Raw genomic sequence first — 14,623 nt, 5'->3', positions numbered from 1 at the left:
CCTGTGGAGGTTATCCACAGGCCAGATCATCTTCGCAGTTCAGCCGCTACTTCTTCTCGTCGCCGTCATCATCACGCTTGTCGCTTGACGACGACTCCCGCGATTTCTCCCCATCGGTGCCAAATACAGCTCCCTCGGGATCGGACTTATCGCGCAGCGCCAAATCAGAGATAGCCTTCGCCAGACGCTCAGCTTTATCCAGAGCTGCTTGGCGATTCTCACTCCACGTTGGCAATTTAGAAACCGCCGTGGTGAAAAGCGGAATTCCCTGTTCATTAGTCACTACTGTGCGATGGATTCGTTTATTGCGGTTGCGACTGGCAGCCGGATTCTCAACTACCTTCACCGCAGCCTGATCGGTGATCGGCTCACCTGGGTCTGTGGTGCCAGCGTTTTCAGCCGAACCGTCCGTGTCAGCAGAGTCACCGGAATTGTCTATGTTCCCGGAATCGTCGTCTACCGCGTCTGCAGCCACAGCATCAACAGCAGGCGCGTCACTCTCCTCCACACTGTGGAGCAGCGCTGTCACGCCCATCTCTGTTTCAAAATCCATGGCATTCGAATCAATCGAGCCACCGGAGACCATGCCAACTGCATAGGCTCCCTGCCCGACATGAGCGGTAAGAGACTCCGGCAAATCCAGGATTCTAAACCGGGTATCGTCGGGTAGCTCTTCGGCAAGCATGGCCTGGAGCTCGTGAACGTCGTCAAGCGCATCGGAATGATGCAGCAATACCGCAGGCGGACGGTTCGCCGATGACGCGGACCGCACCATCTTCGTGGCAAAATCCACCATGCGCTGCTTGACCTTCGCCTCTGTCCGACACTTGGCGACCAGCGCTAGTGAGCCATCTTTGATGCCGACGATGGGCTTGATAGCGAGAGCCGTAGAAAGCATCGCTTGGCCCGCGGAGATGCGACCGCCACGACGTAGCGAATCAAGCTTTGGTACAAACAACCAGAGTCGATAGCGCTGCAGCACATCACGCGCTACATCGGCAACCTCATCACGACTGGCCCCGGCCCTCGCAGCCTTGGCCGCCGCGATGGCAGCGGCACCGACTCCAGCTCCGACGGTGTCGGTATCGATGACGGTCACACGGTCCAGCGCACCAGCAGCGGTGACAGCGTTAGACCAGGTAGCGGACATTCCCTTGCCAAGATGCAGGGCGACAACGCCAGCGTCAGAACCATCCTTGTTGGAGCGTTCCAGCGCACGCGCATATGCGGCGCACAGCTTCAGTGGACTGACTGCCGACGTGGTGACGGCGTCTTCATTGATGTCATGGCCGATGGGAACCACGGTGATGTCGAGCTTGCGGGCAACCTCGGGCATCAAGCACGCGGTGTCATCAACAACAATGCGAACGCGACCGTCACCGGGCATGGCGGCCTCCTGAAGAATCAGAAACCTGCGACTCCCGCTCGCGGACCTTCGCGTTAAAAGCATTCAGGTACCAGGAGGTCTCACCATTGACGCGCGTGCGCTGCTCCATTTCGACCCACGCAGTGTTGCCCAGGCCGTTGAACGTGCTGAAGTAGTCGCGCGGCATCTGCAGCAGGGCTGCGGTAGCGGCAGCAATGGCACCACCGTGGGACACGAGCACAAAGGTATCCGACTCCCAATCGGGGTTGGCCGCTAGCTCAGCAATGACCGCCAGCATTCGGTTGGAGACCTCAAAGCGGGTCTCGCCACCCTTGGGTGCCCAGTTGAGATTATGGCGCCAGTGGTCACGCATACCGGGAAACGCGGAGTCAATCTCGTCGTAGGTACGCTCTTGCCATTCACCGAGGTTGGTCTCACGCAGGCGCTTATCAAAACTCAACTCTGCACCGGTGGCCTCGGCTAGCGCGCGGGCGGTGTCGGCTGCCCGGGTCAGGTCAGAGGACACGATTTTTGTGATTCGCGGTTCAGCCTCCGCCAGGTACTGCGCCGCAGTACGGGCTTGCTCGCGACCAACGTCGGAAAGCTGCGTGTCCAGCTGTCCCTGAATGCGGCCGGTAGCGTTATACGAGGTCTGCCCGTGCCGCAGCATAATCAGGCGACGTCGAGCGGCAACATGTGCCTCGCGTGAGCCCGCCACAATTAAAACTCGTCCGTGTCCGGGTTTTCGGCAGCCAGCGGAATCTCGTCGATAGAACGAGCATTGCGGGCGGAATCTTCGCCGTCCTCGTTGCTCGGCTGCTCGATGCCCTCGACCTCGATGCGCGGGCAATCGCGCCACAGTCGATCCAGGCCGTAGAAGTCGCGTTCTTCACTGCGGAAGACATGCACGACAATGTCGCCGTAATCCAGCAGCGCCCAACGTCCCTCACGGACACCTTCGCGGCGAACCGGCTTTGCGCCGAGGTCACGCAGATCGTCCTCAATTTCGTCGACGATTGCGGCAACCAGACGCTCATTGTCAGCACTGACCAGGACGAATGCGTCCGTAATCACCACCGGGCCAGAGACATCGAGAACAACGACGTCCTCACCCTTTTTGCTATCGGCGGCCTTCGCCGCGGCGGTCGCCAGCTCAATGGCGCGTGGTTGTGCAGTCACGAAAGACTTCAGCTCCTTGTGATTAAAAGTCGTGAAAAACAGCGTTTGTACTTGTAACTTACCGTCTCAGCGGGATTCTGCTAACTTTCAGTCCGCGGTATCGGACTTCGCATCCACCGATGCCGCATCCTCGGAGGTCGAGTTCACCGATGCGGGGCCCACAGAACCAACCGTGCCCTCAGCAGACTGGTACAGACCCCGCTTAGCGATGTACTGCACCACGCCATCCGGCACCAAGTACCAAACAGGGCGTCCTGCCTCCGCACGCTTTCGACAATCGGTAGAAGAAATAGCCATGGCGGGAATCTCGATGAGGTGCAACCGTGAAGCGTCGATTCCTTCCAGGTCCTCTGCCCGCAGGTGAACCCCTGGACGAGTGACACCGACGAACGTTGCTGCGTCGAACATCTCCTCCCAGTCCCGCCACGTCATAATCTTCTGCAGCGCATCGGCACCGGTAATGAAGAACAGATCCGCGTTGGGATAGATGACCTTCAAATCCCGCAGCGTATCGACGGTATAGGTCGCACCCGGCCGATCAATATCAACCCGCGAGACCGAAAACTGCGGGTTCGACGCAGTGGCAATGACCGTCATCAGGTAGCGGTCTTCGCTGTGAGAGACCTTCCGGCCGCGTTTTTGCCACGGTTCACCCGTGGGCACGAAAAGCACAAAGTCGAGGTCAAAACGGTCTGCCACTTCGCTCGCGGCAACCAGGTGACCATTGTGAATGGGGTCAAAAGTGCCACCCATTACGCCAATGCGCTGCCGGGGCGCTTCCGCCGACTTCGCTGTCAACGCGGCGTGTACTCGCGACCGCACACTTTTCTTGCGCTTAATCATGACTGGCACTTTACCCGGGCACTACGGACGAGTCTGTCCACGACCAGCCAGAACCCACTTGCTGCTGGTCAACTCCGGCAGCCCCATGGGCCCACGGGCGTGCAGCTTCTGGGTGGAAATACCAATCTCTGCGCCGAAACCGTACTGCTCACCATCGGTGAACGCAGTGGAGGTATTGACGCTGACAGCGGCAGCATCAACACGGTCGACGAACTCCTGGCACACGCCCCAGTCACGTGCAGAGATAGCTTCCGTGTGACCCGAGGAGTACTCAGTGATGTGATCCGTCGCGGCCACCACACCGTCGACAATGCGTGCGGCAATGTCTAGCGAAAGGTACTCATCCGACCAGTCTTCTTCCGTCGCAGGAATGACCTCACCGGTCCACCCAGAGGCCGCCAGATTATCGACATCGCCGTGGACCGCAATGCCCGCGTCGGCAAGCGCGTCCAAAATGCGGACCTGATCCTGCGCGGACAGCGCCGAGTCAATGAGAACCGTTTCAGTGGCGTTACAGACGCTCGGACGGCGGGTCTTGCCGTTAATCATCAGCGCAATCGCCTCGTCGATATCGGCGGAAGCATCGATGTAGATATGGCAGTTACCGGTACCGGTCTCAATGGTCGGCACCGTTGCCTTCGTCACGACGGCCTCAATCAGACCGGCACCGCCGCGCGGAATCACTACGTCAACCAGGCCGCGGGCAGTGATGAGATCCTGCACGGAATCGTGGGTCTCACACGGCAGCAGCTGAACAAGGTCCTCCGGTGCATCGTGGTTGGCCAGCACCTCACGCAAAACCGCGACCAGCTGCGTGTTGGAGTGGACGGCGGACTTGGAGCCACGCAGCAAGGCCACGTTGCCCGACTTCAGCGCCAGACCAAAGGCATCGACAGTAACGTTCGGGCGAGCCTCGTAGACCATGCCCATCACGCCCAGCGGAACGCTGACCTGGGAAAGCTTAATGCCGTTAGGAAGAGTGCTGCCCCGCAGCACCTCGCCTACCGGATCCGGCAGGGCCGCAACCTGGCGCAGCCCACCGGCAATACCCTCAACACGATCGGCGTCAAGACGCAGGCGATCCAGCAGGGAGTCACTAAAACCACGGGCCTTACCGGCCTCGATGTCCTTGGCGTTGGCTACCAGAATCTCTTCAGTACGGGCGACCAGCGCATCTGCTGCGGCCAGCAGGAGCCCGTTCTTGCGTGCCGACGTAAAGCGAGCCAGCTCTCCCGCGACAGCCTTGGCACGCTGTGCCTTATCTAAAACCTCGGCGCGCTCAGCAGCACGCTCCGGACTAAGAGCCGAATCCTCGGCAATGCCCTGTTGATTGGTGTTAGCAGTTTCGTTCGTTTGAGCAGTCATGCCTACCAGCATAACTAGAGTGAGACATCATTTGAGGGAATTAGCTCAGCAACCCAAGGAAAGATGTAATTCATCAACAGCAGGAACACGATGACGGCAATCACGATGGTGATGGTCGCTTTCACCCACCACGGACCCGGCAGGGATCGCCAAAAAGCTGCGTACATCTAGTTGACCTCCTTGGTCTCAACACCGGCGAGAACCGCGTGAATAATGAGCCGATGAGTGTTGTCCCACTGCGGATGGCAGGTAGTCAGCGTAAGTAGAGTCGCGTCACCGACCGGATTGAGGACATCGGCGCGGTCTGGAGTGACAATGTGCTGGCCGGGAATCTCGGGGACGTTAGTTCCTTCTGGCACGCAGTCGAAGCTTTCCCCTGCGCCAGCCATACCGTCGACCGGCAATACCTTGTAGCGGTAAATAGCATCACGCGTCTCTACAGTGATGTCATCGCACGTCTGCAGGCGGTCAATGTTGTCAAAGGGAGCTCCGTGGCCGTCACGATGGGCGGCATAAGAGCTGTTGCCCACCTGCCCCGGAAGGGCTGTGCTCGGATAATGGCCGGGGCCACCGCGCAAAACTTCCTGAGAGACACCTTCGAATACGACCAAGTCGCTAAAACCGGCCTTAGGAGCGGAAATCATCGCCACCGCAGAGCCAGGCACCCAGGAGCCCTCAACAGCTGGCTCCGTGCCTTCTGGCGCCTGAGCTGGGGCCGATGCCGGTGCGGACCATGCCTGCCGCAGCTCATCACGAGCCTGCTGCTGAGCTTTCCCGGTTTCAAGACCAGACCAGTACAGCAGATAAAAGGCGAAGAGCGCCACCAGCACTCCAGCGGTCAAGAGCAACTCGCCGATGACGCCAATAATTTTCGATAACACACTTAGGATTATGCCCGAAAGTTCCTCATCCAGGCAGTCCGCGCTCAGGCACTCCTCCCCCAGCCAGTCCGCACTCAGCTAGTCCCCACTCAGCCGGTCTTTGCCGAGGCACCTCTGTCCGGGGGCGCCCAGGTGCGCGTCTTTAAGCGCTGCAGCTCTCAGCGCAACGCTCTCCTAAGCGCGGGAGGCGAAATCCGACAGGTAGTCGGCATGGACGACAGGCTTCTGCATGTCATTCGGCAATTCCTCGGTGTGGTAGCCGATCATGCCCAGCAGCTCCTCAGAGTCATAGTTGACCTCGCCGCGTCCGATGACCTCACCGCTCGGGCCAATCAGGTCAACGATGTCACCAGCGGAGAACTCACCGTCAACCGAGGTAATACCGACCGGGAGCAGCGACTTACGCATGCGTGTTACGGCGTCAACCGCACCGGCATCCAGGCGAAGCAGGCCCGAGCTATCCGCTGCGTAGAGCATCCAGAACTTCCAGGCGCTCAAGCGGTTGTCCTTCGCGGCGAAAGCGGTTCCCACGTCTGCCTGGTCAAGTGCTCGCTCAATGTTGGACGCCGAAGTCAGCAGCACCGGCACCCCAGCACGCGAAGCCAGGCGTGCGGCAGACACCTTCGAGGCCATTCCACCGGTGCCCAGTGCTCCACCGTCACCGGCGATAACACCACGCAAGTCGTTACCGCTGCGCACCTCTGGCACAAAGGTTGCACCTGGATCGGCCGGGTTACGGTCGTAGAGGCCGTCGACGTCGGAAAGCAGAATCAGTGCATCGCAGTACGCCAGGTGACTGACCAGGGCGGCCAGGCGGTCGTTGTCGCCGAAGCGGAACTCCGAGGTCGCGACCGTGTCATTTTCGTTGACAATTGGCACTGCACCCAGCTGGCGCAGGCGGTCGATAGTGCGCTGAGCGTTGCGGGCACGCGAACGCACACCTGCATCGTCCGAGGTCAAAAGCACCTGCGCAGAAGTGCGACCATACCGCAGGAAGGAGCGTCCCCACTCCTGTGCCAGGCGCACCTGCCCCACAGCTGCAGCCGCCTGCTTGGTCGCCAAATCAGTGGGACGCGAAGTCAGCCCCAGCGGCCCCATTCCGGATGCCACCGCGCCGGAGGACACGACAATGACATCGCTAAAGCCCATACGCTTTTCCAGGGCATCGGCAATGAAGTCGATGCGTTCGGGATCGGTACGACCGTCAGATCCGGTCAACGAGGAAGAACCAATCTTCACCACGACACGCTTCGCGGTCCGAATTGCCTCACGAGTCTCGGAATCGAAACCGCCTTTGGTTCCCGGAGATAAATTCTCAGTCGCCTTTTCAATCTCAGCGACGGTGGACTCAGGATTGTTGTGAAGCAGCTCGTCGACCTCCTCACGGGAAATCGGCGCGTCCGATTCAGACTTCGGCGCGGTAGCTACCGGGGCATCTAATGCATCTGCTCCAGTGACGTCAACATCGTTGGCAACGGTGTCGGAAGGGATAACTGACTCACTCATTTCACTAATGGAAAACACGACGGTCTAACGTAATTCTGACTATATAATTGTTTAAACAATCAATGGCAAAATGCAAGTTTGAAGTCTTCGCTTGCCGACGACGCTGTCGCCCGCGACTATGAGTACCGGTCGCGAATAGCCTCTTCGCCATCCCCGAAATCGTACTCGTCAATCAGACCACGGCGGGCCTGCGATGCACGCTTACGCTGCTCGGCGCTAGTGCGCTCGTTGACGTAGAGACGATCGTCGGTACCACGGCCACTCGGCACGAAGTCATCGGTGCCCGCGACCTGCTGCGGGTACCACTCGAAGGTGAGATAGGAAATCGTCACCGGGCAGCCAACCGTTGCCCCAGCCTTTGCCAGGGCATCTTCGACACCAAGCTTGGCCAGGCGGTCAGCCAAGTAGCCGACTGCCTCGTCGTTTTCGAAGTCCGTCTGGTTAATCCAGCGCTCCGGCTTACGGCCACGCACAATGAACCCATCTGGGGTATTCGGATCGCGCTCGATAGTGAAGTCCGCACCTTCGCGCTTCTTGCCACGCACACCTTCCAGACGGATGACCGCACGGGGCTCCTGCTCTGTTGGCAACGGATGCGCCTTGCGATAGGCGGCAATCTGATCCTTCAGACCGTAGGTCAGCTCCTTGAGCCCCTCGTGCGTCACCGTAGAGATCTCATAAATCGGCCAGCCGAACTTCTCCAGCTCCTCGCGCTGCATGTCAATCATCTCGCGAGCATCGGGCAGGTCAATCTTGTTCAGCACGATGACGCGCGGACGCTCTGCGAGATCCCCAAGCCCCACGTCGGCCTTCAGCACCGACTGGTAGTTGGCGAGTTCCGTCTCCAACGCCCTGATGTCAGAGACCGGATCGCGGTCGCCCTCCAGCGCAGCAGCGTCAACCACATGAACCAGCACAGCGCAGCGCTCAATGTGACGCAGGAAGTCCAACCCAAGACCACGGCCTTCAGATGCCCCCGGGATAAGACCCGGCACATCTGCGATGGTGAAGGACTCGTAGCCAACGTTGACTACACCCAGGTTCGGCTGCAGCGTGGTAAATGGGTAGTCACCAATCTTCGGCTTAGCAGCGCTCATGGTGCTGACCAGCGAGGACTTTCCGGCTGACGGGAAGCCCACCAGTCCAACGTCTGCCATGGATTTGAGCTCCAAGACAAGGTCCTTGGCCTCACCCGGCTCACCGAGGAGAGCGAAGCCCGGCGCACGGCGGTTCTTGTTCGCCAGCGCTGCGTTGCCCAGGCCACCGTAACCGCCCTCAGCGGCAATGAAGCGGGCACCCTTACCTGTCATGTCCGCGAGCACTTCCCCATCCTCGGTCATGACAACCGTGCCCTCCGGCACTCCGAGAACCAGGTCCTCACCACGAGCACCGTTGCGGTGATCGCCCGCGCCCGGCTTACCGTTGGCAGCCTTGATATGGGGGTGGAAGTGGAAGTCCATCAGAGTGTGAATCTGCGGGTCGACGACCAGCACAATGTCGCCACCGTGGCCGCCGTTACCGCCATCGGGACCGCCGAGTGGCTTGAACTTTTCACGCAGCACCGAGTTACAGCCGTGACCACCGTCGCCGGCCTGCAAATGCAGTACGACACGATCTACAAAACGAGACATAAAATCACACACACTTCCGAGCGGAGAGCCATCATCTAGTGCCTGGAGTAATGCCCTAATTTAAGCGAGCCGACGGGCAGAAGTCTAGGCGGTAACAAAACGCTGCCTCGCAACCTAAAAGCGCGAAACAGTACATAAACAACAAAAGAGCCGATTACCTTTCGCAGTGGGAAAGGAATCGGCTCTTCTGCAAGGCAGTTAAACCTGCCTCAAATTCAACGTTGCAGTAATCCTATGTGGACAACCGAGGGTTGTTCTTAGGAGTTATTCTCAACGATGCTGACAATGCGGCGGTTACGGCGGGTACCGAACTCGACTGCGCCTGCCTTCAGAGCGAAGAGAGTGTCGTCGCCGCCACGGCCAACGTTCTCACCCGGGTGGAACGAGGTACCGCGCTGACGAACGAGAATCTCGCCTGCCTTAACCTGCTGGCCGCCGAAGCGCTTCACGCCGAGGCGCTTAGCTTCGGAGTCGCGGCCGTTGCTGGTGCTGGATGCACCCTTCTTAGTAGCCATGATTTTCTCCTAGGGAAAAGCTAATTGGAATTTCGGCGGTTTACTTGGAGACGCCGGTAATCTTCAGAACAGTGAGCGGCTGACGGTGGCCGTAGCGGCGCTTGTAGCCAGTCTTGTTCTTGTAGTGCATGCCGCGGATCTTCGGGCCCTTAGCGGCCTCGACGATCTCTGCGTTAACGGTAACGTTGGCAAGCTTGTCGGCATCCGCAATGACATCTGCGCCATCGACGAGCAGAACCGGGGTGAGAGCCACGGACGAACCCGGCTCACCCTCGATCTTCTCGACCTTGACGAGGTCACCTTCGGCAACCTTGTACTGCTTGCCGCCGGTCTTGACGATCGCGTACATAGGAGGGCTACCCCTTTATCTGAGAAACTCGACTCAAGGAATCTTTGTAATTCCTTGACTGGACAATGGAATTGCGATTAGTTGCGTGTGCAGAACACTTCAGGGACATACCCGAAAGCCAAATCCGAGTAGATTTCCCCGCTCTGGCCGTTTCCTTACCACCAGCACCTCAAGCACCAGTGGGCATGACCAGATACGCCTACTAATCAGCGACTGGTCAAGAGTAGCGAAAAATCCCCCTAAATTACAAACTGCCCGAGTAAGACCCTGTCCCCCATCGGTTTTCACGGTCTTCCCGGGCAGTTTCCGAAGCCACTTTCCACCCCCTGCTTTAGGGAACGGAAAACAACCTTCTATCTGGCCTTATTTCAGATTTCCAATCTCTAGTTCTGGCCACTTCGGCGCACCGCACGACGCACGCGGCGACGACGATTGGCCGGTTTCGTCTCCGGCGCCGCAGCACCGCAATTAGCCTGCTTCTGCTCTGGCTTAGTAGCGCGGTTTGAAGCGCCCTGTCGCTGCTTCGGCGCAGTCGCTTCGGCATCGCTTTGCGACGAGACCCTGCGCACCGCCCGACGGCGATTACGGCGAGCTCCCGTGCCCTGGACTGCTACGACCTCAACCCGTGACTTGCCCGAGCGGCGTCCACCGCCACTGCGGTTGGCGCTGCGGTTGCTGTCATCGCGGTTGTCTTTCGCACGATCTCCACCCTTGCTGCCTTCAGCGTCCGCCTTTGGCTTAGTGGACTCGAAGTCCTCGCGACGCGGTGCGCGATCCGAGCGGGAGTTACCGCGCGTCGGACGACGACGGCGTGGAGAACGCTCGAACGCCTCCTTCGCCTCCTCATAGGTCTGGGACTCCTCGGCCACAGCCTTACCGGTCTTGTTAGCGTTGCCGCTCTTGCCATCCTTGGCTGGCTCCCTCACATCTGTGGTGGAAGCTGCCTGAGACTCAGCCTGAGGCGCAGTGGTTTCATCCACAGCACTACGACGCACAGCGCGACGACGGCGACGTCGAGCGCTAGCGCTGCTGGAGCGTTCAGCCTCGCCACGGCCTCCACCGGAGCCACCGTTATCGGTGCGCTCGGCACGCTCAGCACGGGTCGGGCGCTCCGAACGCTTGCGACGATCACCATATTCTTCGTCGCGGTCATCAGCGTCGCGTGCAGCCGAATCAACGGCAACATGCTCCGCTACCCTGCGACGCGTAGCCCGACGGCGGCGGCGCTGCCCCTCCTGCGGCATGTAACGGTCATCCGACGGCTCCTCTGGGTCCTTCTCACGGGCTTCCGCAACAGCTGCGGCAGCCAGAGCAGCTAGGTCATTGGAGTTCTCCGATTGCTCAGTACGCTCGCGGCGCTCCTGACGGCCACGGCCGTTCTGTCGCTGCTCATCGTTTCGGCCCTGGCTCTTACGAACCCGGCGACGACGCGGCGGCTTCGGCTCATCGTTCTCAGAAGAGACAATGACAGCTTCGACAGCAGCTGCGACACGCTTGTCGGCTGCGTCTTTGTCGCGCTGGTTGGTCTCCGCGTCGTCGTCACGCGTTGCCTTGGAAGAGCCTGCCTGGTCGCCCTGATCGCGGTGCATGGCTAGCGCGGCCGGGTGGTTGGCCGGATTGTGCTCCGAGCGCGACTTGTTGCGGCGCTTGGACTTGTCCTGCTCGTCGTTGCGACGGCCATTCTTGTGGCCACGGCCCTGATTGTCCTGCTCAACCGGATCGATGTGGATAATCAGACCGCGGCCATTGCAGCAGCTACACGGCGTGGAGAAGGTCTCCAGCAGGCCTGTGCCCAGACGCTTGCGAGTCATCTGGACGAGGCCGAGCGAGGTGACCTCGGAGACCTCGTGACGCGAGCGGTCGCGGCCCAGGGCCTCCTTCAGACGGCGCAGCACCAAGTCCTGGTTTTCCGGCAGCACCATGTCGATAAAATCGACGACAATCATGCCGCCCAGATCGCGCAGACGCATCTGGCGGACGATTTCCTCAGCGGCCTCCAGGTTGTTGCGAGTGACCGTCTCTTCCAGGTTTCCGCCAGCGCCGGTGAACTTACCGGTGTTGACGTCGATGACCGTCATGGCCTCGGTGCGGTCGATGACCAGCGTGCCGCCCGAAGGCAGCCAGACCTTGCGGTCGAGTGCCTTGGCCAGCTGCTCATCGATGCGGAAGTGCTCGAAGACATCAGCGCCGCCGTGCTCCTTGGCGAAGTAGCGCTGCAGTCGCGGCTCCAGCTCTGGTGCCAGGTCGCCGATGTAGTCCGTCACTGTGTTCCACGGGCGATCGCCCTCCACCACGAGACGCGAGAAGTCCTCGTTGAAGACGTCGCGGACGACCTTGACCAGCATGTCTGGCTCTTCGTACAGCGCAATCGGCTTTGCTCCACGCTTCGCCTTCGCTGCCTCGGAGGCTTCCCAGATCTCCTGCCACTGCGACTCCAAGCGCTTGATGTCGGCCTCGATGGCCTCCTTGGACACACCCTCGGCTGCGGTACGGATAATCGTGCCCGAGCCCTCCGGCGTAACCTCGCTCAGAATCGACTTCAGGCGCTTGCGCTCCGGCTCCGGCAGCTTGCGGGAAATACCCGCGCTCCGGCCGCCCGGCACGTACACCAGGAATCGACCAGCCATCGAAATGTGGGTGGTCAGACGCGCACCCTTGTGACCAATCGGGTCCTTGGACACCTGGACCAAAATCTGGTCGCCGGCCTTCAGCGCATGTTCAATCTTGCGCGAACGCGACTTCGTGCCCAGCAGCTTCCAGTTCAGGTCACCTACGTAAATGACACCGTTGCGGTCGGTTCCGATATCGATGAACGCCGCTTCCATGCTGGGCAGGACGTTCTGCACGCGACCGAGGTAGATATTGCCGATCTGCGTGGTCTGCGTGTCAGAGGTAACGAAGTGCTCGACCAGCAGGTCATCTTCCAGCACACCCACCTCAGTGACAATGCCCGCGTGGTCATGGCGCTTGCGCTCACGCACCACCATCGTGCGCTCCACCGACTCACGACGAGCCAGGAATTCCGCCTCCGAGATTACATGGCGCTTGCGCGATTCCTCACGACGCTCGATACGGCGACGTCGCTGCGCCTCCAGGCGAGTCGATCCCTTAATCGCCTGCGGTTCCTCGACCTCTTCGCGGGTTTCCTCTTCCTCGCGCTCTGTGTTTTCGGTGGTCTTCTCCGCCTGTTGCGCGTCATCATTACGACGCCCACGTCCACGACGGCGACGACGCGGGCGCGGCTGACGCTCCGTTTCGCTTGACGACGAGCCGTCCTGCCCCTCCCCCGCGTTGTCATCGGTGCCCTGGTTGGAGGCCCCGTTGTCAGCTGAAGCTGCATCCTCGGTGGCCGAATTCTTGGCCGTAGCCGGGACAGCCTGCGGCGCCAGGAAGATAGGCGCAAACGCGGTCTGCTCTTCCGCAACCGGCGGCTCCGGGACTACCGGCGGCTCGATGTCTTGCAGGGCTTCGCTCTGAGTTGCCTGCGTATCCTGCGGCTCTTGCGTTTTCTGCGGCTCTTGCGCTTCCTGAGCTTCCTCTGCCACTGGAGCGCTGGTCGTGCGGACCGCACGGCGAACTCGGCGACCACGACGTGTGGTCACTGCAGCGCTCTTTGCAGCAGGTGCTTCGGCGGAAGCTTCCTCAGCGGAGGTTTTCTCAGCGGTCTCGGCTACGGTGTCGGCAGCCTTCTTATCGGAAGCATTCTTGTCTGCAGCCTTCTTCGACGACGACTGAACGACAGCCTCAACAGCTTCCTCGACGACCGAGTTCGAGTCCTTCTGCTCGTCCTTCGCAGCGGTTTCTTCCGGAGCGCCAGCGGTCTTCTTCACAGCCCGCTTACGCGTTGCTCGCTTCTTAGTCGTGCTCTTCTTCTCTGCGCTCTGCTTCTCTTCAGCCTGCTTCTCTGCGCTCTGGTTTGCCGAGGATTTCTTAGCCGAGGACTTCTTGGTGTCCTTCTTCTCGGTCACTTCCTCGGCAGGCGCTGCGTCCGACTCCGCTTCGCTCTGAGCTGCCTTCTGGTCGGCCTTCTTTTCTGCCTTCGGCGCAGCCTTCTTTGTGTCCTTCTTCGCAGCCGACTTCTTGCCGCTCTTCTTCGCAGCTGGCTTCTTCTCGGACTTAGCTGCAGTTTGCTCGTCCGACTTCTCATCTGCCGCGTTCGGCTTACCTGCCGACTGTTTTTCCTTCGCGGCTGGCTTTTCGCCGGTTGGCTTGGTCGCAGCGGATCCGTCGTCAAGCGAGGCATCCTCTGGATGATCACCGATGAAATTCAGCACTGCGTCGAGCTGATTTTGATTAATGGTGGACGCAGCGGACTTTACGACGATCCCCGCGTGCCCCAGTGCTTCGATGGTTTCCTTCGAGGTCAACCCCAAGCTCTTGGCCAGGTGGTGGACTCGGGTTTTCAGAGCCGCTGACTCACGATCAAATTCGCGTGCCTTAGCGACAACATCCTGGCTGAAATTTGCCACTGTATTTGTTTCTCCTTGACACCCCACCACGCAAAACCCGACAACAGGAAGCACACTCTTTGTCATTCCATGTGCGCCTACATCCGTTGTGGCCTTGGAAACCAGGCGGAGCAACGATGTTGCGACAGCCACTTCATTTGCGCCAAATGCGCAGATAGAGGGCCGAAAACGATGAACAATTATGAAAGTCTTATTGGCAGGCCTACCGGCTGACTCGGGGATTCAGCGATCACATGCGGCATATTTCATCCGCCGGAGCGAACTCCCGGGCACTACTGCTGCTGTCCATTGTCGCACATATCGAGCAGGTGGCGCGCACCGACATTGGTGGCGGCGGGCCAATCCGAGTTACTGACTGCGTTTATGACAGAAATGGCCTGAAAAATTGCCGGAAAGTGTCATAAACTCCTACAGTTTCACATTTGCAGCCCGTGCCCGCATTCACACGTGCAGCCCGCTGAAGGGCCGCCCCACGGTCGTCGACAAGCAAAAAGCGCCGAACCGGCAAACAATTGCTTG

General features: G+C 59.9%; 12 protein-coding genes. All 12 read right to left on the bottom strand.

The genetic code is table 11. The features are described from left to right. Positions 1 to 46: 46 nt before the first annotated feature. Entirely contained in the window at positions 47 to 1,387 is a 1,341-nt protein-coding gene (locus tag HMPREF2920_RS09440; RefSeq protein WP_070546419.1) for a DegV family protein, read from the bottom strand. Further along, the gene (locus HMPREF2920_RS09435; RefSeq protein ID WP_069359622.1) at positions 1,377 to 2,084 is read right to left on the bottom strand and encodes a histidine phosphatase family protein; all 708 of its coding nucleotides are present in this window, start codon (positions 2,082 to 2,084) and stop codon (positions 1,377 to 1,379) included. The genes HMPREF2920_RS09440 and HMPREF2920_RS09435 overlap by 11 nt, the downstream gene beginning before the upstream one ends. A 2-nt stretch (positions 2,085 to 2,086) precedes the next feature. After that, on the bottom strand, positions 2,087 to 2,545 hold the full coding sequence (gene rsfS, locus HMPREF2920_RS09430; RefSeq protein ID WP_005511538.1) for a ribosome silencing factor: 459 nt from the start codon (positions 2,543 to 2,545) through the stop codon (positions 2,087 to 2,089). 87 nt (positions 2,546 to 2,632) lie between these two features. Then, on the bottom strand, positions 2,633 to 3,388 hold the full coding sequence (gene nadD, locus HMPREF2920_RS09425; RefSeq protein WP_049171017.1) for a nicotinate-nucleotide adenylyltransferase: 756 nt from the start codon (positions 3,386 to 3,388) through the stop codon (positions 2,633 to 2,635). Positions 3,389 to 3,409: 21 nt separating this feature from the next. After that, entirely contained in the window at positions 3,410 to 4,753 is a 1,344-nt protein-coding gene (locus HMPREF2920_RS09420) for a glutamate-5-semialdehyde dehydrogenase (RefSeq protein ID WP_246816333.1), read from the bottom strand. 14 nt (positions 4,754 to 4,767) lie between these two features. Next, positions 4,768 to 4,920, bottom strand: coding sequence for a hypothetical protein (locus HMPREF2920_RS10815; protein ID WP_049190848.1), 153 nt, complete (start codon positions 4,918 to 4,920; stop codon positions 4,768 to 4,770). Next, positions 4,921 to 5,634 (bottom strand): class E sortase, encoded by a 714-nt coding sequence (locus tag HMPREF2920_RS09415; protein WP_070601630.1) that lies wholly within the window; start codon positions 5,632 to 5,634, stop codon positions 4,921 to 4,923. Positions 5,635 to 5,808: 174 nt separating this feature from the next. Continuing rightward, positions 5,809 to 7,158: a glutamate 5-kinase gene (gene proB / locus HMPREF2920_RS09410; RefSeq protein WP_016422314.1), complete on the bottom strand. Its 1,350-nt coding sequence runs from the start codon at positions 7,156 to 7,158 to the stop codon at positions 5,809 to 5,811. Between the two features lie 98 nt (positions 7,159 to 7,256). Beyond that, positions 7,257 to 8,771, bottom strand: coding sequence for a GTPase ObgE (obgE, locus tag HMPREF2920_RS09405; RefSeq protein WP_069359626.1), 1,515 nt, complete (start codon positions 8,769 to 8,771; stop codon positions 7,257 to 7,259). A gap of 257 nt (positions 8,772 to 9,028) precedes the next feature. Next, on the bottom strand, positions 9,029 to 9,286 hold the full coding sequence (gene rpmA, locus HMPREF2920_RS09400; RefSeq protein WP_016422312.1) for a 50S ribosomal protein L27: 258 nt from the start codon (positions 9,284 to 9,286) through the stop codon (positions 9,029 to 9,031). 40 nt (positions 9,287 to 9,326) lie between these two features. Next, positions 9,327 to 9,635 carry a 50S ribosomal protein L21 gene (rplU, locus tag HMPREF2920_RS09395; protein WP_005511541.1) on the bottom strand — a complete coding sequence of 103 codons (309 nt, stop codon included), beginning with the start codon at positions 9,633 to 9,635 and terminating at the stop codon, positions 9,327 to 9,329. Positions 9,636 to 10,018: 383 nt separating this feature from the next. Then, on the bottom strand, positions 10,019 to 14,104 hold the full coding sequence (locus HMPREF2920_RS09390; RefSeq protein ID WP_070601628.1) for a translation initiation factor IF-2 N-terminal domain-containing protein: 4,086 nt from the start codon (positions 14,102 to 14,104) through the stop codon (positions 10,019 to 10,021). Between the last annotated feature and the right edge of the window lie 519 nt (positions 14,105 to 14,623).

It is taken from the genome of Corynebacterium sp. HMSC075F02, assembly GCF_001838335.1.
GTDB classification, from domain to species: domain Bacteria; phylum Actinomycetota; class Actinomycetes; order Mycobacteriales; family Mycobacteriaceae; genus Corynebacterium; species Corynebacterium jeikeium_D.
The sequence above is the reverse complement of the archived record's forward strand: the minus strand, read 5'-3'. Positions and strand labels throughout refer to the sequence as shown.